Genomic DNA, 24,616 nt, shown 5'->3' with positions numbered 1-24,616 from the left:
AATGAGTGAAACAGGCTTTAAATACAGTATTTTAGCGTCGGGTTCCAGTGGAAATTCCTTTTATTTGGAAACCCCAAAAAAGAAGCTTTTAGTGGATGCAGGTTTGTCTGGTAAGAAAATCACTAGCCTACTTGCTGAAATCAATCGCAAACCAGAAGAACTGGATGCCATCTTGATTACGCATGAGCATTCAGACCATATCCACGGTGTGGGTGTTTTGGCTCGCAAGTATGGTATGGATTTGTATGCCAATGAAAAAACTTGGCAAGCTATGGAAAATAGCAAGTATCTTGGCAAGGTAGATTCTTCACAAAAGCATATCTTTGAAATGGGCAAAACCAAAACCTTTGGAGATATTGACATCGAGAGTTTTGGTGTGAGCCACGATGCAGTTGCACCTCAGTTCTATCGCTTTATGAAGGATGACAAGAGTTTTGTCCTTTTGACAGATACAGGTTATGTTAGTGACCGTATGGCAGGGATTGTCGAAAATGCAGATGGCTATCTTATCGAGTCCAATCATGATGTTGAGATTTTGCGAGCTGGCTCTTACGCTTGGCGACTCAAACAACGAATCCTATCGGATCTGGGTCACCTTTCTAACGAGGATGGCGCTGAAGCTATGATTCGTACCTTGGGAAACCGCACTAAGAAAATCTACCTTGGGCATTTATCTAAGGAGAACAATATCAAGGAACTGGCTCACATGACCATGGTCAACCAACTAGCACAAGCTGATCTGGGAGTTGGAGTAGACTTTAAGGTTTATGATACCTCACCAGATACCGCAACACCATTGACAGAGATATAGAAAGAACGCTGAGAAGGTGTTCTTTTTATATTGACTGAAGACCTAAAAAGTAATACAATGGTGTTACCGTTAAAAAAGGGAGCACAAAAGATGGCTACTATTACATTAAAAGTTTCTGAAGCTGATAAAACATTTATGAAAGCAATGGCTAAGTTTGAAGGAGTTTCTCTGTCGGAACTTATCCGCACTAAAACTCTTGAAGCTTTAGAAGACGAATACGACGCTCGTGTGGCAGATTTAGCCTATCAAGAGTATTTAGACGACTTGGAAAAAGGAGTTGAACCCATTACTTGGGAAGAAATGATGCATGATTTAGGCTTGGAGGATGAATAATTTGTATAAATTAGTTCCGACAAGACGATTCATCAAGCAATTGAAAAAATTGGACCGTTATACGCAGAAGCTAATTACAAACTATTTACAAACCAATGTTTTGGAAGACCCAAGACGACACGGAAAGGCTTTGGTTGGTAATCGCGTTGGTCAATGGCGCTATAGAATTGGTAATTATCGAGTTATCGTACAAATTGTAGATGATGAATTAGTCATTGCTACTTTAGAAGTTGGTCATCGGAGAGATATTTATTGAATTACTTTTTTCCAAGTAAATTTTCATTCTTTATACTCAATGAAAATCAAAGAGCAAACTAGGAAGCTAGCCGCAGGCTGTACTTGAGTACGGTAAGGCGACGCTGACGTGGTTTGAAGAGATTTTCGAAGAGTATTAAAATATGATATAATAGGGCTTACAATATAAGAGAGGTTGCTTATGACAATAGATATTAGTGAAGAAAGTTTATCTAAAGAATCGGATGACTTATTAAAAATTCTTTTAAAAGATCGAACGACCAAGAAAAATATTGTTTGGGCAACGCATTCTTATGAATTGTTAGGAAAGGGATTTGCTCCAAGTGATCGCATCAATCCAAGTAAGGTGACGGGAACCTATGCAAACTTGATTCAGCCCCGATCAAAAAAGTCTAAGTATGAGCAAAAAGACCGAACTAAGATTAGAGCCGAAGTTTTTACACCAACTTGGTTAGTTGAAAAGCAAAATGGTTACGTGGAAGCTGAACTTGAAACTCTGAATCTTGAAGATTATATACAATTGCGCTGGCTAGAAATTACCTGTGGTGAAGCACCTTATATGGTTACTCGCTATGATACAGTGACTGGTGAGGAAATTCCATTATCTGAGCGAGTTGGTTTTGTTGATAGAAAATTGCAGCGCATTAGTCGTGAGGTCTCGGACGAAGCTACCTTCTATGAACTTGTTAAAAAAGCTTATCGAGCTTCTTATGGTTATGAGTATCAAGGAGATTCTCTCCTTTTGGCGCGTGAAAATCTTTTAGCAACATTTGAGGACTACTATCTTGCAAAGACTGGAAATCAACCGACCTTAGAGCAAAAGAAAGAAATTGCGACTATTATCTCCTACAATGTCTTTCAAATGGATGGATTGAATAAAATCAGTCCTTATTCAGCTAGACAAGAGAAATCTCAACAGTTAAGCTTGTTTTCAGATGAGCTGGAAGTAGAACAAGCAGAAGAATCTAAAACCCAAATCAAAGACTGGAAAAAGAATAAAATGATAGGTTTTGAGCGCCTATCAAGTGAGGAAAGTGAAATGAAATTTGATGTCGTGATAGGAAATCCGCCATATCAGGAGGAGGCACAGGGAACAAGTACAAGTGATGACCCAGTATATCATTTGTTTATTGATGAAGCGAGTAAAATTTCAGATAAATCAATCTTAATTACACCAGCAAGATTTTTATTCAATGCTGGAAAAACACCGAAATCATGGAATAAAAAAATTCTTAGTAGCAAAAATTATAAGGTGTGTTATTATAAACAAAATAGTTCAGAAGTTTTTGTTGGAACTGATATAAAGGGTGGTGTAGCAATTACCTATTATGATGCTCAAAAAATGCAAGGACCTATAGGTACATTTACTCATTTTAAAGAACCTAATAGTATATTAAAAAAAGTTGAGAATAATTTTGACTTTAGATCAATAATGGAAATAATTTATACACAGTCAAAATTTGATTTGGAAAAACTCTATAAAGACTATCCTAATTATAAAAGTTTAATAGGCAGTAATGGTAAAGATAAGAGACTAAGAAAACCAATTCTAGGAAGACTTGATATTTTTTCTGAAGAAGAAACAGAGGATTGTTTTAAAATTTTAGGCAGATTAAACAATGAAAGAGTTTATCGATATATTCCCAAAAAATATATAGCTCCACATGAAAATCTTTTGAAATATAAAGTTCTAGTACCTGCTGCTAACGGCAGTGGGGCGATTGGCGAAGTCCTATCGACCCCACTCGTGGGTACCCCACTCGTGGGTTTCACAGATACTTTTATCTCTTTTGGTGCATTTGATACTGAAAATGAAGCTAAAGCTATGTTGAAATACATAAAGTCTAAATTTGCTCGAGCTATGTTAGGTATTTTAAAAATTACCCAAGATAATACTAAAGATAAATGGAAATATGTCCCTCTCCAAGACTTTACGGTCAATTCAGACATTGATTGGACACAATCAGTGGCTGATATTGACCGTCAGCTCTATCAAAAATATGGTCTTTCTCCAGAGGAAATTGCCTTTATTGAGACACATGTAAGGGAGATGGATTAGAGAAGTATTTTATTTGACAAATAGCGCTCAGTGATCTATAATAGACACATAGGATTAGGTCAGGAAGCATACGATGCCCTGACCCTTTTTATTTTATAGGAGATAAGTTTGAAGGAACATAAAACATTTAATCAACAGTTAACAATCTTAAGAAATAGGGGTGTTGTAGTACCAACGAATGGGAAGCCAAAGAGATTTTTAGAACAAGAAAACTATTACAATGTTATAAACGGTTATAAAGATTTATTTTTAGTAAAGGACAGCAATAATCGACCTGTTGAACCTGAAATTTATCAAAAAGGAACTCACTTTAACGAACTAAAGGCCTTGTTTTTATTTGATAGAGAATTAAGGATATTATTATTGAAATATTTATTGATATTCGAAAATTCAATAAAGACAACAGTTGCATATGAATTCTCTAAAAAACACCCTCGTAAGAATGCTTATTTAGATATTGCAAATTTTGTAGACAATGATCCTAAAAAAGTTCTTCAACAAATCTCTATCTTAACCAAGACGATTCATGATAAGGTAGATAGAACTGGCGCTATTAAACATTACATTGAGGAACATGGGGAAGTACCACTTTGGGTTTTAGTTAATTTTCTTACAATGGGAAACATTGCTAATTTTTACAATATTTTAACGGATAGTACAAAGAATATCATTGCAAAATTTTATACAGATAAATATAGAACACAAAATAAAGACAATACATTCAGACTATCTAGTGCAGATTTAAGTGCATGTTTGAAAGTGGCTAACCTAGTTAGAAATATCTGTGCACATGATGAACGACTGTATAATGTTAATTTAAGAAATGTCAGAATATCTCAAATAGCAAACCATTTTGGGATAAGGAGATATGATAATAAACGTTTTATAGTGGTTATTCTATTTTTAAAAATTGTACTTGATAAGAAAGATTTTCAAAGATTATATAAAGCTTTAATGAATCTATTCAATCAGTATGCTGATGAATTTAAAACTGTAGTGTTTGATGACATTTTAAACACGATGGGAATCGATTTAACAGAGTTAGAAAAATTATCTTAGTTCTTTAAAAAAAGGAAAACTTATGCCAGTAGAAATTAAAACCACTAAAGAGATTCATCCTAAAATCTATGCCTACACAACTCCTACGGTAACCAGTAATGAAGGCTGGATTAAGATTGGTTATACAGAACGTGATGTCACACAACGTATCAAGGAGCAAACGCACACTGCTCATATAGCTACAGATGTCTTATGGACTGGCGATGCGACCTATACAGAAGATCCTGATAAGGGGAAAACTTTCAAGGATCATGATTTCCACCATTTCCTTTCTTTCCATGATGTAGAACGTCGCCCTAAGACGGAATGGTTTTACTTTAATGGAACTCCTGAGAAATCAAAAAATCTATTCGATAAATTTGTTCAGCATGATTTGTCTGGTTATCAGCCTGGAAAAGGACAGGACTATACTCTGCGACAGGAGCAAGAAGAAGCGATTGCTAAGACATTAGCTTATTTCAAGAATTATCCAGGAGGAAAATTTCTCTGGAATGCCAAGCCACGATTTGGTAAAACCTTGTCTACCTATGACCTAGCTCGCCGAATGGAAGCTGTTAATGTCCTGATTGTAACAAACCGCCCTGCCATTGCTAACTCATGGTATGATGATTTTGAAACATTCATAGCAGGTCAAACGACTTATAAGTTTGTTTCTGAATCAGATAGCCTTAAGAGTCGTCCAACCTTGTCACGTAAAGAATTTGTTGGTATTTTAGATGACGATGTAAGACAACTTGCTTTTATCAGTCTCCAAGACTTGAAAGGTTCTGCTTATCTTGGTGGAGAGCACAATAAACTCAAATGGGTTACTGATCTGCATTGGGATTTGTTGGTTATCGATGAGGCTCACGAAGGAGTTGATACCTTTAAGACAGACCAAGCTTTTAATAAGATCCGTCGAAACTTTACCTTACACCTTTCTGGAACTCCATTTAAAGCATTGGCTAAAGGAGATTTTACAGAGGAGCAGATTTACAACTGGTCTTATGCGGATGAACAGTCTGCCAAATTTACTTGGTCTCCTGAGCAAGAAGAGGAAAATCCTTATGAAAGCTTGCCTCAGTTGAATCTCTTTACCTATCAAATGTCTCAGATGATTGGTGAAGAGTTAGAAAAAGGCGCTCAACTCGATGGTAAAAATATTGACTATGCTTTTGACTTGAGTGAATTTTTCGCTACAGATGATAAAGGGAAATTTATCCATGAGCAAGATGTCAGAAATTGGTTAGATACTCTATCGAGCAATGAAAAATACCCATTTTCAACCAAAGAACTTCGAAATGAACTCAAGCATACTTTTTGGTTGTTGGAGCGTGTAGCCTCAGCTAAGGCTTTAAAAGCACTACTAGAAGAACACCCAATCTATGAAAACTATGAGATTGTTCTAGCTGCTGGTGACGGACGTATGTCCGAAGAAGACGATAAAGTCAAACTGAAATCGTTAGACTTGGTTAGGAAAGCGATAGCAGAGAATGACAAAACCATCACCCTATCCGTCGGTCAATTGACGACAGGTGTCACTATCCCTGAGTGGACAGGTGTATTGATGTTATCGAACATGAAATCACCTGCACTTTATATGCAGGCCGCCTTCCGTGCTCAAAATCCATACTCATGGAGCGATAACAAAGGAAATCACTTCCGCAAAGAAAAAGCCTATGTATTTGACTTTGCGCCAGAAAGAACCTTGATTCTCTTTGATGAGTTTGCTAACAACTTATCACTAGCAACCGCAGGAGGTGGTGGGACTTCTGCGACTCGTGAAGAAAATATCAGAGAATTACTAAATTTCTTCCCTGTCATAGCCGAAGATCGTGCTGGTAAGATGGTTGAAATTGATGCTAAGGCAGTTCTAACCATCCCTCGCCAGATAAAAGCTAGAGAAGTTCTTAAACGAGGCTTTATGTCCAATCTATTATTTGATAATATCAGCGGTATTTTCCAAGCTAGTCAAACAGTTCTAGATATTTTAAATGAGCTACCAGTTGAAAAGGAAGGGAAGCTTCAAAAACCTTCTGATTTATTAGACTTTTCAGATGTTACAGTAGATGATGAGGGCAATGAAGTAGTTGACCATGAAATTGTAGTTAATCAGCAAATGCGACTTTTTGGTGAAAAAGTCTATGGACTTAGTCAATCTGTGATAGATTTGTTCACTAAGGATAAGGACAGAACTCAAAAACAGCTGGTTAATGATTTGAGCAAGACAGTTTCTTCAGTGATTGTAGAAGATTTGAAAGGTGAATACAACCTAAAAACTCGGGAAACTGAGCAAATTAAGAAACAAATTACAGTAACATTTGAGAATGAAATTCGAAAAAATGATATCGAAAGAAAAATTTCTGAAGCTCATATCAGGGAAGAATTGCAGCAACAAATCAAGGAAGCGGTTGATAAGGAACAGAAGGATAAGATTCAAGAAGATTTTGATAAACGTTTAGAAGAAAATAATCTCATTCACAGAGAAAAACTAGAGCAAACACTCAAAAAAGAAGTGGAAAAAATGCCTGAGAAGTTTATTGAACAGGTTGAGATAAAACGTGTTGAACAGTTGAAACAATCAGCTCAAGATGAGATTCGTGACCATCTTCGTGGATTTGCACGAACAATTCCAAGTTTCATCATGGCCTATGGCAATCAATCTCTAACACTTGATAATTTTGATACCTTTGTTCCTGAGCAAGTCTTCTTTGAGGTGACTGGTATTACGATTGACCAATTTCGTTATTTGAGAGATGGTGGACAAGATTTTGCAGGACATCTCTTTGATCGAGCAACATTTGATGAAGCAATCCAAGAATTTCTTCGCAAGAAAGAGGAGTTGGCGGATTATTTTAAAGACCAAAAAGAAGATATTTTCGACTATATTCCACCACAGAAAACCAATCAGATTTTTACTCCTAAACGGGTAGTGAAGAGGATGGTAGATGATCTTGAAAAAGAAAATCCAAGAATATTTGATGATCCATTTAAGACATTCATTGATTTGTACATGAAGTCTGGTCTCTATATTGCTGAACTTGTTAAGCGACTATATAATAGCGAAGGCTTGAAAGATGCATTTCCAAATTCTGAAGAACGCTTAAAACATATCCTGGAAAATCAAGTTTATGGCTTTGCACCGTCCGAAATTATCTATAACATTTCCACTAATTTTATCTTTGGAAATCTCTCACAAGACATTAGTAGAAAGAACTTTGTTTTAGAAGATACCATTCCAGCAGCTAAAGAAGGAAGAATTCAGGAGTTGGTTGATTCCTATTTTGAAAATAATTAAAAAGAAGGCGGGTGCCTTCTTTTTATATCTTTTACAATCCTGCAAATTCTTTGATTTCTTGTGCTGACATTGAAGAGTCGCAACGGACATTGATTTGTCCATCTGTAATGTGAACAAATCCTGGTACAGTTGGGATTCCGTAGCGTGAGCGGAATGCTTGCAACTCATTGAGTTGGCTTGGCTCTTCACTATTGATGAAGTAAATGTGAGCTTTAGTTTCAGCTACGACACCTGCCAAGGTACCAGCAAATTTACGGCAGTAAGGGCAAGTTTTACGACCGATGAAGAAAGTTGCAGTTTCTTTTTTATCAAGTGCTTCTTGTGCACGCGCAACTGTAGTGACTTCAAGGTCTTTGATATTATCTAAAAATTGTTCCATGAGATTACCTCGCTTTCATTGATAAGTCTAGTATGCCATAAAGTTTCTAAAATTGCTTAGATTTGATACGAAAAAAAGATGAGATTGGTTGGTCTCATCTTTTATAGTGTCTTATTTTACAAAAGCATTGATTTCTGCTTCGATATTAGCAATCTTAGCTTGTGATTCTTCGTTGGTTTCACCTACAACTGCAATGTAGAACTTGATTTTTGGTTCTGTCCCTGAAGGGCGAACGGCAATCCATGAACCGTCAGCAAGTGTATATTTCAACACATCACTTGGAGGAGTTGTTAAGTTTGTAGCAGTACCGTCAGCAGCAGTAGCTGTTTGAGCCTTGAAGTCCTCTACGACCGTAATAGCTGTTGCGTTCCATTCTTTTGGAGCATTGTTACGGAACTTAGCCATAATCGCTTTGATTTGTTCAGCACCATCGACACCTGAAAGGGTAACAGAGATTGTTTTTTCTGCGTAGTAGCCATACTCTTTGTAGATTTCTTCGATACCGTCAGCAAGTGTCAAACCACGTGAACGGTAGTAGGCAGCAAGTTCAGCAACGACTAGAACAGCTTGGATAGCGTCTTTATCACGTACGAATGGTTTAATCAAGTAACCGAAGCTTTCTTCAAATCCCATCATGTAAGTGTGATTGTGTTTTTCTTCAAATTCTTGGATTTTCTCAGCGATAAATTTGAAACCTGTCAAAACGTTGAACATGGTTGCGCCGTAGCTTTCAGCAATCTTCGTTACCAAGTCAGTTGATACGATAGATTTGCAAAGAGCTGCATTTTCAGGAAGAGTTCCAGCGTTTTTGTGGGCTTCCAAGATGTATTTAGCCATGATGGCACCGATTTGGTTACCTGAAAGGTTGAGGTAGCTACCATCTTTTTGAAGAACTTCAACACCAACACGGTCAGCATCAGGGTCAGTTGCCACAAGAACATCTGCACCAACTTGACGACCAAGTTCTTCAGCAAGAGCAAAGGCTGCTTGGCTTTCTGGGTTTGGAGATTTTACAGTTGAGAAGTCTGGGTCGGCAGTTGCTTGCGCTTCAACGACTTGAACAGAGTCAAATCCTGCTTGGGCAAGAGCACGACGAGCCAACATTTCACCAGTACCATGAAGTGGTGTGTAGACAATCTTCATGTCTTTACCAAATTCTTCAATCAAGGCTGGGTTGATGTTTACGTCCTTAACCTCTTTAAGGTATTCTACGTCAACAGCTTCGCCGATAACTTCAATCAAGCCAGAAGCTTTTTCAACTTCCACATCAGCAACTTCTACCGCAAATGGATTTTCGATTGCACGTATATAAGTAGTCAAAGCGTCTGCGTCGTGTGGAGGCATTTGTCCACCGTCTTCACCGTAAACCTTGTAACCGTTAAATGGAGCAGGGTTGTGGCTGGCTGTGACCATGATACCCGCGAAACAGTTGAGGTGACGAACTGCAAATGATAGTTCTGGAGTTGGACGAAGGCTTTCAAATACATAAGATTTGATACCATGTTTAGCAAGAACTGCCGCAGATTCAAAGGCAAACTCAGGTGAGAAGTGACGGCTATCGTAGGCAATTGCTACACCTCGTTCTTTTTCGTTTCCACCTTTTGACTCAATCAAACGAGCCAATCCTTCAGTAGCTTGGCGAACAACGTAGATATTGATGCGGTTGGTACCCGCACCAATCAAGCCACGCATACCTGCAGTACCAAATTCAAGATTTGTATAGAAGGCATCTTCCTTTGTTTTTTCATCCATATTTTCCAAATCTTGACGAAGGTAGTCAGGAAGTTCCGCAAAATCAACCCATTTCTGGTAATTTTCTTGGTAAGACATTAACATTCTCCTTTTGTAAATTGTTTTAACCGTTCACATTATAGCACTTTTTAGCGTTTTAGTAAAACGGTAGCATAATTTTCATAATAGTGGTGACATATGTATGTTTATCAAGTCTTGAATGCCTTAGGGAAACATGCTATACTACTTGTATGATTATTTTACAAGCTAATAAAATTGAACGTTCTTTTGCAGGAGAGGTTCTTTTTGATAATATCAACTTGCAGGTTGATGAACGAGACAGGATAGCCCTTGTTGGGAAAAATGGAGCAGGTAAGTCTACTCTTTTGAAGATTTTGGTTGGAGAAGAGGAGCCAACTAGTGGAGAAATCAATAAGAAAAAAGATATTTCTCTGTCTTACCTAGCCCAAGATAGCCGTTTTGAGTCTGAAAATACCATTTACGATGAGATGCTTCATGTCTTTGATGACTTACGTCGGACGGAGAAACAACTGCGTCAGATGGAGCTAGAGATGGGAGAAAAGTCTGGTGCTGATTTGGATAAACTGATGTCAGATTACGATCGCTTATCTGAGAATTTTCGCCAAGCAGGTGGCTTTACCTATGAAGCTGATATTCGAGCGATTTTGAATGGATTCAAGTTTGACGAGTCTATGTGGCAGATGAAAATAGCTGAACTTTCTGGTGGTCAAAATACTCGTTTGGCTCTAGCCAAAATGCTCCTTGAAAGACCTAATCTTTTGGTACTAGACGAGCCAACCAACCACTTGGATATTGAAACGATTGCCTGGCTAGAGAATTACTTGCTAAACTATAGCGGTGCCCTCATTATTGTCAGCCACGACCGTTATTTCTTGGATAAGGTTGCGACGATTACGCTGGATTTGACCAAGCATTCCTTGGATCGCTATGTGGGCAATTACTCTCGTTTTGTTGAGCTGAAGGAGCAAAAGCTAGCTACTGAGGTAAAAAACTATGAAAAGCAACAGAAGGAAATCGCAGCTCTGGAAGACTTTGTCAATCGCAATCTAGTCCGAGCTTCAACGACCAAACGTGCCCAATCTCGTCGCAAACAACTGGAAAAAATGGAGCGTTTAGACAAGCCTAAAGCTGGTAAGAAAGCAGCCAACATGACCTTCCAGTCTGAGAAAACGTCTGGTAATGTTGTTCTGACTGTTGAAAATGCGGCTATTGGCTATGACGGGGAAATATTGTCAGGACCTATTAACCTAGACCTTCGTAAGATGAATGCTGTCGCTATTGTTGGTCCAAATGGTATCGGTAAGTCAACCTTTATCAAGTCTATTGTGGACCAGATTCCGTTTATTAAGGGAGAAAAGCGATTTGGCGCTAATGTTGAGGTTGGTTACTATGACCAAATCCAAAGCAAGCTGACACCAAGTAATACTGTGTTGGATGAACTCTGGAATGATTTTAAACTGACACCAGAAGTTGAAATCCGCAACCGTCTAGGTGCCTTCCTTTTCTCAGGAGATGACGTTAAAAAATCAGTCGGCATGCTGTCAGGTGGCGAAAAAGCTCGTTTGCTTTTGGCTAAATTGTCTATGGAAAATAACAACTTCTTGATTCTGGATGAGCCAACCAACCACTTGGATATTGATAGCAAGGAAGTGCTAGAAAATGCCTTGATTGACTTTGATGGTACCCTTCTATTCGTCAGCCACGACCGTTACTTTATCAATCGTGTGGCAACTCATGTTTTGGAATTGTCTGAGAATGGTTCGACTCTTTATTTGGGAGATTACGACTACTATGTTGAGAAGAAAGCAGAAGTAGAAATGAGCCAGACTGAGGAAGCTTCAACTAACAATCAAGTAAAAGAATCAAGTCTAGTCAATGATTACCAGGCCCAGAAAGAAAGTCAAAAAGAAGTTCGCAAGCTCATGAGACAAATCGAAAATCTAGAAGCTGAAATTGAAGAGTTAGAAAGTCAAAGTCAAGCCATTTCTGAACAAATGTTGGAAACAAACGATGCAGACAAATTGATGGAATTACAGGCTGAGTTGGACAAAATCAGCCACCGTCAGGAAGAAGCGATGCTTGAGTGGGAAGAATTATCAGAGCAGGTGTAAAGATGGAACATCTTGGAAAAGTATTTCGTGAATTTCGGACAAGTGGAAATTATTCTTTAAAGGAAGCGGCAGGGGAGTCCTGTTCAACTTCCCAGTTATCTCGCTTTGAGCTTGGGGAGTCTGACCTAGCAGTCTCACGTTTTTTTGAGATTTTGGATAACATTCATGTCACAATCGAAAATTTCATGGACAAGGCAAGGAATTTTCATAATCATGAACATGTTGCCATGATGGGACAAATTGTGCCTCTTTACTATTCAAATGATATTGCAGGTTTTCAAAAGCTTCAAAGGGAACAACTTGAAAAAGCTAAGAGTTCGACGACTCCCCTTTATTTTGAGCTGAACTGGATTTTGTTGCAAGGTCTGATTTGTCAAAGAGATGCGAGCTATGATATGAAGCAGGATGATTTGGATAAGGTGGCAGATTATCTCTTCAAAACAGAAGAATGGACCATGTATGAGTTGATTCTTTTCGGTAACCTCTATAGTTTCTACGATGTGGACTATGTCACTCGGATTGGCAGAGAAGTTATGGAGAGGGAGGAATTTTATCAAGAAATTGGGCGCCATAAGAGATTAGTGTTGATTTTGGCCCTCAATTGTTACCAGCATTGTTTAGAGCATCTTTCTTTTGACAATGCAAGCTATTTTGAGACTTATACAGAGAAGATTATTGGTAAAGGGATCAAACTGTATGAGCGTAATATTTTCCATTATCTAAAAGGCTTTTCCTTGTACCAAAAAGGACAGTGTAAAGAAGGTTGTAGCCAAATGCAAGAGGCCATGCATATTTTTGACCTACTAGGTCTTCCAGAGCAAGTAGCCTACTATCAGGAACACTACGAGAAATTTGTCAAAGATTAATTTTCCCAAATAAGGGAAAAAATAAAAAGCTCCTTTCAGTTTTGATACAATAGTTTCAAAATTTGAGAGGAGTTTTTATATGAATCGCTATGCAGTACAGTTGATTAGTCGTGGAGCTATTAACAAGATAGGGAATATGCTCTATGATTATGGAAATAGTGTTTGGTTGGCGTCCATGGGGGCTATCGGACAAACAGTTTTAGGAATGTATCAGATTTCTGAACTCGTTACTTCCATTCTCGTAAACCCTTTTGGCGGAGTCATTTCAGATCGTTTTTCTCGTCGTAAGATTTTAATGACGACAGACCTTGTTTGTGGGCTTCTTTGTCTGGCTATTTCTTTCATAAGGAATGACAGCTGGATGATTGGGGCTTTGATTTTTGCCAATATTGTTCAGGCGGTTGCATTTGCATTTTCTCGTACAGCCAATAAAGCTATCATAACTGAGGTTGTTGAGAAAGACGAGATTGTGACCTACAATGCTCGTTTAGAGTTAGCCTTGCAGGTTGTAGCTGTAAGTTCTCCTGTACTTTCCTTCCTTGTTTTACAATTTGCCAGTCTCCATACGACGCTTGTTTTAGATGCCATTAGTTTTTTCATCGCATTTACCTTGGTAGCTTTTCTCCCTAAAAAAGAGACTCAGGAACAAGAGAAAAAGACTTTCAGCTGGAAAGCCATTTTTGCTGATATGAAAGATGGACTTGGCTATATTTGGCGCCAGAAAGAAATCTTTTTCCTTTTGTTAGTAGCTTCCAGTGTTAATTTCTTTTTTGCCGCCTTTGAATTTCTCCTCCCCTTTTCAAATAGGCTTTACGGAGTAGAAGGAGCTTACGCAAGTATTTTGACTATGGGGGCTATTGGTTCCATCATTGGGGCTCTTCTAGCTAGTAAAATTAAAGCTAATGTTTATAATCTTTTGATTTTACTGGCTTTGACAGGTGTCGGAGTTCTTATGATGGGATTACCACTTCCAAATTTGCTTTCCTTTTCTGGAAATTTAGTTTGTGAATTGTTTATGACAATTTTTAATATTCACTTTTTTACTCAGGTGCAAACCAAGGTTGAGGGGGAATATTTGGGGAGAGTATTAAGCACAATTTTTACCTTAGCTATTCTATTTATGCCTATTGCCAAAGGTTTTATGACAGTGCTACCAAGTGTACATCTCTTTTCTTTCTTGATAATTGGAAGCGGGGTTATCATCCTGTCTTGTCTATCCCTCGTGTATGTTCGAACTCATTTTGAAAAAGAGACATAAGTCTGTTTGCATTTTAAAAATAATTCCAATCTAAGTGTTTTTTCCGCCCTTCTCGTTTGTGAGGAGGGCTTACTTTGTGGTAAAATGGTCTTATGAATAAAAGAATGAATGAGTTAGTCGCCTTGCTCAATCGCTATGCGACTGAGTACTATACCAGCGATAATCCGTCGGTTTCTGACAGTGAGTATGACCGCCTTTACCGAGAGTTGGTTGAGTTAGAAACTGCCTATCCAGATCAAGTGTTAGCAGACAGTCCGACCCATCGTGTTGGTGGTAAGGTTTTAGATGGTTTTGAAAAATACAGTCATCAGTATCCTCTTTACAGTTTGCAGGATGCTTTTTCACGTGAGGAGCTTGAAGCTTTTGATGCGCGTGTTCGTAAGGAAGTGGCTCATCCAACCTATATTTGTGAGTTGAAAATCGATGGCTTATCAATCTCTCTTACTTATGAAAAGGGGATTTTAGTTGCTGGGGCAACGCGCGGAGATGGTTCTGTTGGGGAAAATATCACGGAAAACCTCAAGCGCGTTAAGGACATTCCTTTGACCTTGCCAGAAGAATTAGATATCACAGTTCGTGGGGAATGTTATATGCCACGCGCTTCTTTTGATCAGGTCAACCAAGCTCGCCAAGAAAATGGAGAGCCTGAATTTGCCAATCCTCGTAATGCAGCGGCAGGAACACTGCGTCAGCTGGATACAGCAGTAGTTGCCAAGCGCAATCTTGCAACGTTCCTCTATCAAGAAGCCAGCCCTTCAACTCGTGATAGTCAAGAAAAGGTTTTGAAGCACCTAGAACAACTTGGTTTTGTGGTCAATCCTAAGCGAATCTTGGCTGAAAACATAGATGAAATCTGGGATTTTATCCAAGAAGTAGGGCATGAAAGGGACAATCTACCTTATGATATTGATGGAGTAGTAATCAAGGTCAATGACCTAGCAGGTCAAGAGGAACTCGGTTTTACCGTTAAAGCTCCAAAGTGGGCAGTAGCCTACAAGTTCCCTGCTGAGGAAAAAGAAGCTCAACTACTCTCAGTTGATTGGACAGTTGGCCGTACGGGTGTTGTAACCCCAACTGCAAATCTGACACCAGTTCAGCTTGCTGGTACGACTGTTAGCCGTGCGACCCTACACAATGTGGATTATATTACTGAAAAAGATATCTGCAAAGACGACACGGTTATCGTCTATAAGGCTGGGGACATCATCCCTGCTGTTTTACGTGTGGTAGAGTCCAAACGGGTTTCTGAAGAAAAACTAGATATCCCAACAAGCTGCCCAAGTTGTGACTCTGACTTGTTGCATTTCGAAGATGAAGTGGCCCTGCGTTGTATCAATCCACGTTGCCCTGCTCAAATCATGGAAGGTTTGATTCATTTTGCTTCTCGTGATGCTATGAATATTACAGGCCTTGGTCCATCTATTGTTGAGAAGCTTTTTGCTGCTAATCTGGTTAAGGATGTTGCGGATATTTATCGTTTGAAAGAAGAAGATTTCCTCCTTTTAGAGGGGGTCAAGGAAAAGTCTGCTGGTAAACTGTATCAAGCCATTCAAGCATCAAAGGAAAATTCTGCTGAGAAGCTCTTGTTTGGTCTAGGAATTCGCCATGTCGGAAGCAAGGCCAGTCAGCTCTTACTCCAACATTTCCATTCGATTGAAAATCTGGCTCAGGCAGTTCCAGAGGAAGTGGCTAGTATTGAAAGTCTGGGTAGCGTGATTGCCAAGAGTCTTCAGACTTATTTTGCGACAGAAGGCTCTGAAATTCTCCTCAGAGAATTGAAAGAAGCAGGAGTCAATCTGGACTATAAAGGTCAGACGGTAGTAGAGGATGCAGCCTTGTCAGGTTTGACAGTGGTATTGACTGGGAAATTGGAACGGCTCAAGCGCTCAGAAGCTAAAAGTAAACTCGAAAGTCTGGGTGCCAAGGTAACAGGCAGTGTTTCTAAAAAGACCGACCTTGTCGTTGCAGGTGCAGATGCTGGAAGCAAACTGCAAAAAGCACAAGAGCTTGGTATCGAGGTTCGAGACGAAGCTTGGCTAGAAAGTTTGTAATGATCGTTTAAAAGCAGAGTTTAGATAAGAGGACTATGTTTGTTAATCGGAACAAAATCGGTCTAGAACTTATTAGTCAAATAGAAATAAATTAAGAAATATAAAGGAAAAATAAAAAATGTATAACTACCCTATGCGTATTCATTACCATCGTAAGAATGGTGAATATGACACTTGCTCTTTTGTAAAAAGTCAGGATCAACGGATTGATTTGCTGACCTATAAAGAAGATTATTTTGGTGCCTTATTTAGTTTTGAACATCCAAGCGCTCATCCCCTAGAAAGCTTGAATTTTGTGGTTCATACAGGACAAACCAGTAAAGAATATGCTATCCGTTTCAATCACTACCCTCTTTTAACAGAGGTCTGGATTTTGGAAGGGGATGATAGGATTTATTATTCTGAAAATCCTGCAATTGCAAGTCCTGCTTATAAAAATCAAAATCCTTTTGCCTTTGATAAGGCCATTAATAGTGCTAGTTTTGACCATCATTGGGGTTATCAAGGGGAATTGGGTTGCCGTATAGAGGATAATCAGGCTCATTTTGCCCTTTGGGCTCCAACAGCGACAGAAGTGCAGGTTGTTGTTTATGAATCAGCTGCTAACGATGCCCCTGTTTGGAAGACTTTTGAGATGGAAAGAGGCAATAGCTACTCTTATAATCATAAGGACAATACAATCGGTGTCTGGAGTTTGGATGTTGAGGAAGATTTGACTGGTAAGGCTTATCAGTATCAAGTCCAATTTCCTCATCACCAAACACTGACACGCGACCCATACACAATTGCGACCAGTCCTGATGGCAAACGTTCAGCTATTTTGAGTCATGAAGAAAAGCAAGTTGAAAACTTTGAGGTCAAGCACGGTTCGGAGGCTACTTGGCGCTTGGCAAATCCATGTAAGGCAGTTATTTGTGAAATGCATATTCGTGATTTGACCAAATCACAGACCTCGGGTGTGGATGAAGATCTTCGAGGAACTTTCTTAGGTGCTGCTCAGACTGGAACAGTTAACCAGTACGGTCAGTCAACTGCTTTTGATTACATCAAAAAGCTGGGCTACAATTATGTTCAGTTGCAACCAATTGCAGATAGACACAAAGAATACGATGCGGATGGGAATGTAACCTACAACTGGGGTTATGACCCACAAAACTATAATGCACCAGAAACGAGCCTTTCAACAAATCCAGAGGATCCAGCTCAGGTTATTCGAGATTTGAAGACCATGGTTCAAGCTTATCACGATGCGGGTATTGGTGTCATTATGGATGTGGTCTATAACCATACCTTCTCAGTTGTTGATGCACCTTTCCAAACAACAGTCCCTGATTACTATTATCGTATGAATCCAGACGGTACCTTCCAGAATGGAACGGGTGTTGGAAATGAAACAGCCAGCGAACACGAAATGTTCCGCAAGTATATGATTGATTCCCTCCTATACTGGGTGCAGGAATACAATATTGACGGTTTTCGTTTTGACTTAATGGGGATTCATGATGTCAAGACCATGCAGATGATTCGTCAGAGCTTGGATGAAATCGACCCTAACATTATCCTATATGGAGAAGGATGGGATATGGGAACAGGTCTTGCTCCATATGATAAGGCTAAGAAAGACAATGCCTACCAGATGCCAAATATTGGTTTCTTTAATGACAATCAGCGTGATGCTGTCAAAGGGGGAGAAGTTTATGGTGCTATCAAGTCAGGTTTTGTTAGTGGTGCTGCTACAGAGCCAATTTTAGCCAAAGCAATTCTAGGAAGTCGTGAATTAGGTACCTATACACATCCAAATCAGGTGCTTAACTATGTAGAAGCCCATGACAATTACAATCTTCACGATTTGTTGGCAACCCTACATCCAGACCAAAGTTCAGAACAAATTATGCGCAAGGTTGAGACAGCCACAGCTATGAACCTACTCATGCAAGGGATGGCATTTATGGAAATCGGTCAAGAATTTGGTCGTACCAAACTGGTTGCAACTGGTGAGTTGACCCATGATGATAGAGAACGTGCTATGAATAGCTACAATGCTCCTGACAGTGTGAATCAAGTCAACTGGGACTTGATCAATGAGCGTCAAGATAGTATTGAGTTTATTCGTCAGATGATTCGATTGAAGACCGAAACCAGCGCCTTTTCTTACCCTACTTATGATGACATTTACCATCATGTCTTTGTTCATTCAGCAAATGAGCATAGTGGTTGGATTATTTATGAAATTCATGGGGAAGAACATCTATTGGTTGTCTTTAATGCTAAAGGGCAAGACTTCCAGTTTGAAAATGCTGGAAATCTAGAACTCTTGGTGACCAATAGCCATTTAGCTGATAAAGACACGGTTGGTGGCGTTAGCGCCAGCGTCTTTAAAGTTTTGTAGAATAGATTTACAATTTAAATTTATTTGCAGTACTTTATCTCTTAAAAACAATAAAATCAGGAAATTGCTTTCCTGATTTATTTTTTTACTTAAAATTATATTTTGGTTAGCTAAATAACGAACTTTATGGTAGTATTGTAAAAAAAACAATTCGTTTTCAAAGCGTTTCTGAAAATTTCTTGATTTACAAGTGAATAGATCAGTGAATTTGTTGAAGGCTTTCAAAAGAATTTTTAGCAAATTCCGTAATTTACTTGAATCTTCTCTAAAAAGGTAGTATAATAAATCTATAGAAAACGCTTACAGAAATAGGAGGGTGTATGGATAAGAAACAAGCTTTAGAAACCTTTATGACAGGTGAAAATTTTCACCTCCAGCACTATCTGGGAGCTCATAGGGAAGAAAAAAATGGTGAGTATGGCTACACTTTTCGTGTGTGGGCACCCAATGCTCAAGCTGTACACTTGGTAGGGGATTTCACCAATTGGGTTGAAAATCAAATCCCAATGGAACGGAATGAATTTGGAGTTTGGGAAGTCTTTACCAGTCTTGCTCAAGAAGGCCAAATTTATAAGTACCATATCACGCGTGCAAATGGTCATCAGCTGATGAAGATTGACCCTTTGGCTGTAAGGTATGAGGCACGACCTGGGACTGGTGCTATTTTAACAGATATTCCAGAAAAGAAATGGAAGGATGGTCTCTGGCTGGCCCGTAGAAAACGCTTGAGCTTTGAAGAGCGTCCTGTCAATATTTACGAGGCTCATGCTGGCTCTTGGAAGAGAAATCCTGATGGCAGCCCCTATAGTTTTGCTCAATTGAAAGACGAACTCATTCCTTACTTGGTTGAGATGAACTATACTCACATTGAGTTTATGCCTCTGATGTCTCACCCGCTAGGTTTGAGTTGGGGCTATCAGCTTATGGGTTACTTCGCTTTAGAGCATGCCTATGGTCGACCTGAGGAGTTTCAAGATTTTGTTGAGGAATGTCACTTAAACAATATTGGAGTTATTGTAGACTGGGTACCTGGTCACTTTACTATTAATGATGATGCCTTAGCCTATTATGATGGAACACCGACTTTTGAATACCAAGACCATAATAAGGCTCATAACTACGGTTGGGGAGCACTCAATTTTGACCTTGGGAAAAATGAAGTCCAGTCCTTCTTGATTTCTAGCATTAAGTTTTGGATTGACTTTTACCATCTAGACGGTATTCGCGTGGATGCGGTTAGCAACATGCTCTATCTTGACTATGATGATGCGCCATGGACGCCTAATAAAGATGGCGGCAATCTCAACTATGAGGGTTATTATTTCCTTCAACGCTTGAACGATGTGATTAAACAAGTTCATCCAGACGTTATGATGATAGCTGAGGAAAGTTCATCAGCTACTCAGATTACTGACACCAAGGATTCAGATGGTCTAGGATTTGATTATAAGTGGAATATGGGCTGGATGAATGATATCCTCCGATTCTACGAAGAAGATCCGATCTATCGTAAATATGACTTTAACCTGGTGACTTTCAGCTTTATGTATGTCTTCAAGGAGAATTATCTCCTACCATTCTCGCATGACGAAGTGGTTCATGGCAAGAAGAGTATGATGCACAAGATGTGGGGAGATCGATATAATCAATTCGCAGGCTTGCGCAATCTCTACACTTACCAAATTTGTCACCCAGGTAAAAAATTGCTCTTCATGGGTAGTGAATATGGACAATTCCTAGAATGGAAATCTGAAGAACAACTAGAATGGTCTAATCTAGAAGATCCAATGAATGCTAAGATGAAGTCTTTCACTTCTCAGCTAAACCAGTTTTACAAAGACCATCGCTGTCTGTGGGAAATCGATACCAGCTATGATGGTATAGAAATCATTGATGCGGATAATCGAGACCAGAGTGTTCTGTCCTTCATCCGTAAGGGTAAAAAGGGCGATATGTTAGTCTGTGTCTTTAATATGGCACCTGTTGAACGAAAAGATTTTACAATCGGACTTCCTATTGCAGGAATTTACGAAGAAGTCTGGAATACTGAGTTAGAAGAGTGGGGCGGTGTCTGGAAAGAACACAATCAAACTGTTCAAACGCAAGAAGGACTATGGAAGGATTATGAGCAGACCTTGACCTTTACCCTGCCTGCTATGGGAGCTAGTATATGGAAAATCAAGCGTCGCTTGAAATCTGATAAAACTGTCACAAGTAAAAACCAAAAAGGAGTAGAAAATGAAGAATGAAATGTTAGCTTTGATTCTTGCTGGTGGGCAAGGAACTCGTCTCGGTAAACTTACTCAAAGCATCGCAAAACCAGCTGTGCAATTTGGTGGGCGCTACCGTATCATTGACTTTGCTCTCTCAAACTGCGCCAACTCAGGCATTCACAATGTTGGAGTCATCACACAGTATCAACCACTTGCTCTCAACAACCATATCGGGAATGGTTCAAGTTGGGGTCTAGACGGGATTAATTCTGGTGTCTCTATCCTTCAACCTTATTCAGCAAGTGAAGGAAATCGTTGGTTTGAAGGAACTAGTCACGCTATTTATCAAAATATCGACTATATCGATAGTGTCAATCCTGAGTATGTTTTGATTCTTTCGGGTGACCATATCTATAAGATGGACTACGATGCTATGCTCCAGTCTCACAAGGATAATAACGCCAGTTTGACAGTAGCAGTTCTTGATGTTCCTCTTAAAGAAGCTAGCCGTTTTGGTATCATGAACACAGATGCTAATAATCGTATTGTAGAATTTGAAGAGAAACCAGCCCAACCTAAATCTACCAAAGCCTCTATGGGGATTTACATCTTTGATTGGCAACGTCTCCGCAATATGTTAGTCGCTGCAGAAAAGAGCAATGTCGATATGTCAGACTTCGGTAAAAATGTCATTCCAAATTACCTTGAGTCAGGTGAAAGTGTCTATGCCTACGAATTTAATGGTTACTGGAAAGACGTTGGTACTATTGAATCGCTTTGGGAAGCGAATATGGAGTACATTTCTCCAGAAAATGCCTTGGATAGCCGTAATCGTCAATGGAAGATCTACTCAAGAAACTTAATTTCACCACCAAACTTCCTTGGGGCTAATGCTCATGTGGAAGATTCCTTGGTTGTAGACGGATGTTTCGTTGATGGAACTGTTAAACATTCTATCCTTTCAACAGGTGCGCAAGTTCGCGAAGGGGCAGAAGTTGTTGATTCAGTTATCATGAGTGGGGCAATTATTGGACACGGAGCTAAAATCAAACGTGCCATTATTGGTGAAGGTGCAGTTATTTCTGATGGTGTCGAAATTGATGGAACAGAAGAAGTACAAGTTGTAGGATATAATGAAGTAGTGGGGGTAGCAACAGATGAAGATTGATAAATATTCTGCCATTTTAGGAAACACAGTTGGTTTTCATGATATGTCAACATTGACAGACCACCGTCCAGTAGCTAGTTTGCCATTTGGCGGTAAATATCGTTTGATTGACTTTCCGCTCTCAAGTCTTGCCAATGCTGGTGTTCGCAGTGTTTTTGGTATTTTTCAGCAGGATAATATTAGTTCTGTTTTTGACCATATCCGTTCAGGGCGTGAGTGGGGCTTGTCCACTCTTCTTAGTCACTATTATCTAGGAATTTATAATACACGCGTTGAGAGTAGCACAGTAGGAAAAGAATACTACCAACAGCTTCTTACTTATTTGAAACGTTCCGGCTCAAACCAAACAGTGTCACTTAACTGTGATGTCTTAATTAATATTGATTTGAACCAAGTGTTCCACCTTCATAACACAACGAAGGGGCCTATTACAGTTGTTTATAAGAAACTTCCTAAGAAAGATATTTCAGAAGTGAACGCAATCTTGGAAGTAGATGAAACAGACCATGTTCGTTCTCACACACTATTTGATAGAAAATCAACAGAAGAAATATTCAATATGTCTACAGATATTTTTGTTGTTGATACACCTTGGTTGATTGAACGTTTGGAAGAAGAGGCTAAAAAAGACCATCCAGAGAAGTTGCGCTATGTTTTACGTGATTTAGCTGCTAAAGAAGGGGCTTTTGCCTACGAGTACACAGGCTACCTTGCAAATATTCATTCTGTAGAGTCTTATTACCAAGCTAACAAAGATATGCTTGAATCGCAAAAATTCTACTCTCTCTTCTCACCAAACCAAAAGATTTATACAAAGGTTAAAAACGAAGAACCAACTTATTACGCTAACACATCTAAGGTAGGCACTTCTCAGTTTGCCTCTGGTAGTATTATTGAAGGTCAAGTGGCTAATTCTGTTTTATCACGTAATATTCATGTCCATAAGGATAGCTTGGTTAAGGATAGCCTACTCTTCCCTCGTGTTGTGATTGGAGAAGGTGCTCAGGTCGAATATGCTATCTTGGACAAGTGGGTGGAAGTTGCGGATGGCGTTGTGATTCGAGGCACTGCAGAACATCCAGTTGTCGTTAAGAAAGGTGCTAAAGTAACAGAGGATATTCATTCATGAAAATTTTATTTGTAGCAGCTGAGGGTGCACCCTTTTCAAAAACAGGTGGTTTGGGAGACGTCATTGGCGCTCTTCCTAAATCACTAGTAAAAGCGGGACATGAAGTTGCAGTAATTTTACCCTACTATGACATGGTAGAGGCTAAATTTGGAAATCAGATTGAAGATGTTCTTCATTTTGAGGTGAGTGTTGGTTGGCGCAGACAGTATTGTGGAATTAAGAAAACAGTATTAAATGGTGTAACCTTCTACTTTATTGACAATCAATATTATTTCTTCCGCGGTCATGTTTACGGTGACTTTGATGACGGAGAACGCTTTGCTTTCTTCCAACTGGCTGCCATTGAGGCTATGGAAAGGATTGACTTTATTCCTGACCTTCTCCATGTTCATGACTACCATACAGCCATGATTCCTTTCTTGTTGAAGGAAAAATACCGTTGGATTCAAGCCTATGAGGGCATTAAAACTGTTCTAACCATTCATAATTTGGAATTTCAAGGACAATTCTCAGAAGGAATGTTGGGTGATTTGTTTGGAGTTGGCTTTGAACGTTATGCTGATGGTACCCTTCGCTGGAACAACTGTCTGAACTGGATGAAGGCTGGAATTCTTTACTCAGACCGTGTTTCAACAGTTTCGCCTAGTTATGCTCATGAAATTATGACCAGTCAGTTTGGATGTAACTTGGATCAGATTCTTCGAATGGAATCTGGTAAAGTTTCTGGTATCGTGAATGGGATTGATGCTGACCTGTATAATCCTCAGACGGATGCCCTTTTAGACTATCATTTTAATCAGGAAGATTTGTCTGGAAAAGCCCAAAACAAGGCAAACTTGCAAGAAAGAGTTGGCTTGCCTGTTAGAGCTGACGTTCCACTGGTGGGAATTGTTTCTCGTTTGACACGTCAAAAAGGTTTTGATGTGGTGGTGGAAAGTCTGCACCATATCTTGCAAGAAGATGTTCAGATTGTTCTTTTAGGAACTGGTGATCCAGCCTTTGAAGGAGTTTTCTCATGGTTTGCTCAAATCTATCCAGACAAGCTATCAGCAAATATCACTTTTGATGTCAAACTAGCTCAAGAAATCTACGCTGCTTGTGACCTTTTCCTCATGCCGAGTCGTTTCGAACCATGTGGCTTGTCTCAAATGATGGCTATGCGTTACGGAACCTTGCCATTGGTTCATGAAGTTGGTGGCTTACGAGATACCGTTCGTGCTTTCAATCCAATTGAAGGAAGCGGTACTGGCTTTAGCTTTGACAATCTATCTCCTTATTGGTTAAATTGGACTTTCCAAACAGCATTGGACTTGTATCGAAACAACCCAGACGTTTGGAGAAACCTACAAAAACAAGCTATGGAGTGTGATTTCTCATGGGATACAGCCTGCAAGTCATATCTTGACTTGTACCATAGTTTAGTTAATTAATAGATAAAATCGTATGATGACTTCATACGATTTTTGGGCTGTTTAGAGAGGAGAA

17 protein-coding genes are annotated in these 24,616 nt (G+C 39.3%); 15 read left to right on the top strand and 2 right to left on the bottom strand.

The annotated features are described in order from the left end of the window. The first annotated feature begins 1 nt into the window (after position 1). The 6 genes from GEZ84_RS04930 (at position 2) to GEZ84_RS04905 (ending at position 7,794) form a co-directional block, all read left to right on the top strand. A complete protein-coding gene (locus GEZ84_RS04930; RefSeq protein WP_153223705.1) occupies positions 2-811 on the top strand; it encodes an MBL fold metallo-hydrolase in 810 nt (269 codons plus the stop codon). Positions 812-901: 90 nt separating this feature from the next. After that, positions 902-1,144, top strand: coding sequence for a type II toxin-antitoxin system RelB family antitoxin (gene relB, locus GEZ84_RS04925; RefSeq protein ID WP_194252029.1), 243 nt, complete (start codon positions 902-904; stop codon positions 1,142-1,144). 1 nt (position 1,145) lies between these two features. After that, a complete protein-coding gene (locus GEZ84_RS04920) occupies positions 1,146-1,400 on the top strand; it encodes a type II toxin-antitoxin system RelE family toxin (RefSeq protein ID WP_007284771.1) in 255 nt (84 codons plus the stop codon). Positions 1,401-1,580: 180 nt separating this feature from the next. Then, positions 1,581-3,458: an Eco57I restriction-modification methylase domain-containing protein gene (locus tag GEZ84_RS04915; protein ID WP_153223703.1), complete on the top strand. Its 1,878-nt coding sequence runs from the start codon at positions 1,581-1,583 to the stop codon at positions 3,456-3,458. A gap of 108 nt (positions 3,459-3,566) precedes the next feature. Continuing rightward, positions 3,567-4,517 carry an Abi family protein gene (locus GEZ84_RS04910; RefSeq protein WP_000658133.1) on the top strand — a complete coding sequence of 317 codons (951 nt, stop codon included), beginning with the start codon at positions 3,567-3,569 and terminating at the stop codon, positions 4,515-4,517. A gap of 22 nt (positions 4,518-4,539) precedes the next feature. Then, positions 4,540-7,794: a DEAD/DEAH box helicase family protein gene (locus GEZ84_RS04905; protein WP_153223702.1), complete on the top strand. Its 3,255-nt coding sequence runs from the start codon at positions 4,540-4,542 to the stop codon at positions 7,792-7,794. Between the two features lie 31 nt (positions 7,795-7,825). On the opposite strand, the gene GEZ84_RS04900 is transcribed toward GEZ84_RS04905, so the two are convergent. After that, entirely contained in the window at positions 7,826-8,173 is a 348-nt protein-coding gene (locus GEZ84_RS04900; protein WP_153223701.1) for a thioredoxin, read from the bottom strand. A gap of 111 nt (positions 8,174-8,284) precedes the next feature. Further along, positions 8,285-10,003: a phospho-sugar mutase gene (locus tag GEZ84_RS04895; protein WP_153223700.1), complete on the bottom strand. Its 1,719-nt coding sequence runs from the start codon at positions 10,001-10,003 to the stop codon at positions 8,285-8,287. Positions 10,004-10,155: 152 nt separating this feature from the next. On the opposite strand from GEZ84_RS04895, the gene abc-f reads away from it, so the two are divergent. The 9 genes from abc-f to glgA all read left to right on the top strand — a co-directional run bounded on the left by abc-f (position 10,156) and on the right by glgA (position 24,561). Continuing rightward, positions 10,156-12,057 carry a ribosomal protection-like ABC-F family protein gene (abc-f, locus tag GEZ84_RS04890; protein WP_153223699.1) on the top strand — a complete coding sequence of 634 codons (1,902 nt, stop codon included), beginning with the start codon at positions 10,156-10,158 and terminating at the stop codon, positions 12,055-12,057. A gap of 2 nt (positions 12,058-12,059) precedes the next feature. Beyond that, positions 12,060-12,923 (top strand): MutR family transcriptional regulator, encoded by an 864-nt coding sequence (locus GEZ84_RS04885; RefSeq protein WP_153223698.1) that lies wholly within the window; start codon positions 12,060-12,062, stop codon positions 12,921-12,923. Positions 12,924-13,002: 79 nt separating this feature from the next. After that, positions 13,003-14,181 (top strand): MFS transporter, encoded by a 1,179-nt coding sequence (locus GEZ84_RS04880; protein WP_153223697.1) that lies wholly within the window; start codon positions 13,003-13,005, stop codon positions 14,179-14,181. A 92-nt stretch (positions 14,182-14,273) separates the two neighbouring features. After that, positions 14,274-16,232, top strand: coding sequence for an NAD-dependent DNA ligase LigA (gene ligA / locus GEZ84_RS04875; RefSeq protein WP_153223696.1), 1,959 nt, complete (start codon positions 14,274-14,276; stop codon positions 16,230-16,232). A 118-nt stretch (positions 16,233-16,350) separates the two neighbouring features. Next, positions 16,351-18,621, top strand: a complete 2,271-nt coding sequence (gene pulA, locus GEZ84_RS04870) for a type I pullulanase (RefSeq protein ID WP_153223695.1) — start codon at positions 16,351-16,353, stop codon at positions 18,619-18,621. A gap of 320 nt (positions 18,622-18,941) precedes the next feature. Continuing rightward, positions 18,942-20,870, top strand: a complete 1,929-nt coding sequence (gene glgB, locus GEZ84_RS04865; protein ID WP_153223694.1) for a 1,4-alpha-glucan branching protein GlgB — start codon at positions 18,942-18,944, stop codon at positions 20,868-20,870. Further along, entirely contained in the window at positions 20,860-22,002 is a 1,143-nt protein-coding gene (locus GEZ84_RS04860) for a glucose-1-phosphate adenylyltransferase (RefSeq protein ID WP_000787249.1), read from the top strand. The genes glgB and GEZ84_RS04860 overlap by 11 nt, the downstream gene beginning before the upstream one ends. Further along, positions 21,992-23,131, top strand: coding sequence for a glucose-1-phosphate adenylyltransferase subunit GlgD (glgD, locus tag GEZ84_RS04855; RefSeq protein WP_153223693.1), 1,140 nt, complete (start codon positions 21,992-21,994; stop codon positions 23,129-23,131). The genes GEZ84_RS04860 and glgD overlap by 11 nt, the downstream gene beginning before the upstream one ends. Continuing rightward, positions 23,128-24,561 (top strand): glycogen synthase GlgA, encoded by a 1,434-nt coding sequence (gene glgA / locus GEZ84_RS04850; RefSeq protein WP_153223692.1) that lies wholly within the window; start codon positions 23,128-23,130, stop codon positions 24,559-24,561. Before glgD ends, glgA begins: the two co-directional genes overlap by 4 nt. Positions 24,562-24,616: the final 55 nt, after the last annotated feature.

The sequence above is a fragment of the Streptococcus mitis genome (assembly GCF_009496155.1).
GTDB lineage: Bacteria > Bacillota > Bacilli > Lactobacillales > Streptococcaceae > Streptococcus > Streptococcus mitis_BQ.
Note: the sequence above shows the minus strand (reverse complement) of the source record. Positions and strands in the feature narration are given on the sequence as shown.

Bases quoted from the DNA above. Each gene is read 5' to 3' on its own strand.
- GEZ84_RS04930 (WP_153223705.1), top strand. From the start codon at position 2: ATGAGTGAAACAGGCTTTAAATACAGTATTTTAGCGTCGGGTTCCAGT.
- relB (WP_194252029.1), top strand. From the start codon at position 902: ATGGCTACTATTACATTAAAAGTTTCTGAAGCTGATAAAACATTTATG.
- GEZ84_RS04915 (WP_153223703.1), top strand. From the start codon at position 1,581: ATGACAATAGATATTAGTGAAGAAAGTTTATCTAAAGAATCGGATGAC.
- GEZ84_RS04905 (WP_153223702.1), top strand. From the start codon at position 4,540: ATGCCAGTAGAAATTAAAACCACTAAAGAGATTCATCCTAAAATCTAT.
- GEZ84_RS04900 (WP_153223701.1), bottom strand. From the start codon at position 8,173: ATGGAACAATTTTTAGATAATATCAAAGACCTTGAAGTCACTACAGTT.
- GEZ84_RS04895 (WP_153223700.1), bottom strand. From the start codon at position 10,003: ATGTCTTACCAAGAAAATTACCAGAAATGGGTTGATTTTGCGGAACTT.
- abc-f (WP_153223699.1), top strand. From the start codon at position 10,156: ATGATTATTTTACAAGCTAATAAAATTGAACGTTCTTTTGCAGGAGAG.
- GEZ84_RS04885 (WP_153223698.1), top strand. From the start codon at position 12,060: ATGGAACATCTTGGAAAAGTATTTCGTGAATTTCGGACAAGTGGAAAT.
- GEZ84_RS04880 (WP_153223697.1), top strand. From the start codon at position 13,003: ATGAATCGCTATGCAGTACAGTTGATTAGTCGTGGAGCTATTAACAAG.
- ligA (WP_153223696.1), top strand. From the start codon at position 14,274: ATGAATAAAAGAATGAATGAGTTAGTCGCCTTGCTCAATCGCTATGCG.
- pulA (WP_153223695.1), top strand. From the start codon at position 16,351: ATGTATAACTACCCTATGCGTATTCATTACCATCGTAAGAATGGTGAA.
- glgB (WP_153223694.1), top strand. From the start codon at position 18,942: ATGGATAAGAAACAAGCTTTAGAAACCTTTATGACAGGTGAAAATTTT.
- GEZ84_RS04860 (WP_000787249.1), top strand. From the start codon at position 20,860: ATGAAGAATGAAATGTTAGCTTTGATTCTTGCTGGTGGGCAAGGAACT.
- glgD (WP_153223693.1), top strand. From the start codon at position 21,992: ATGAAGATTGATAAATATTCTGCCATTTTAGGAAACACAGTTGGTTTT.
- glgA (WP_153223692.1), top strand. From the start codon at position 23,128: ATGAAAATTTTATTTGTAGCAGCTGAGGGTGCACCCTTTTCAAAAACA.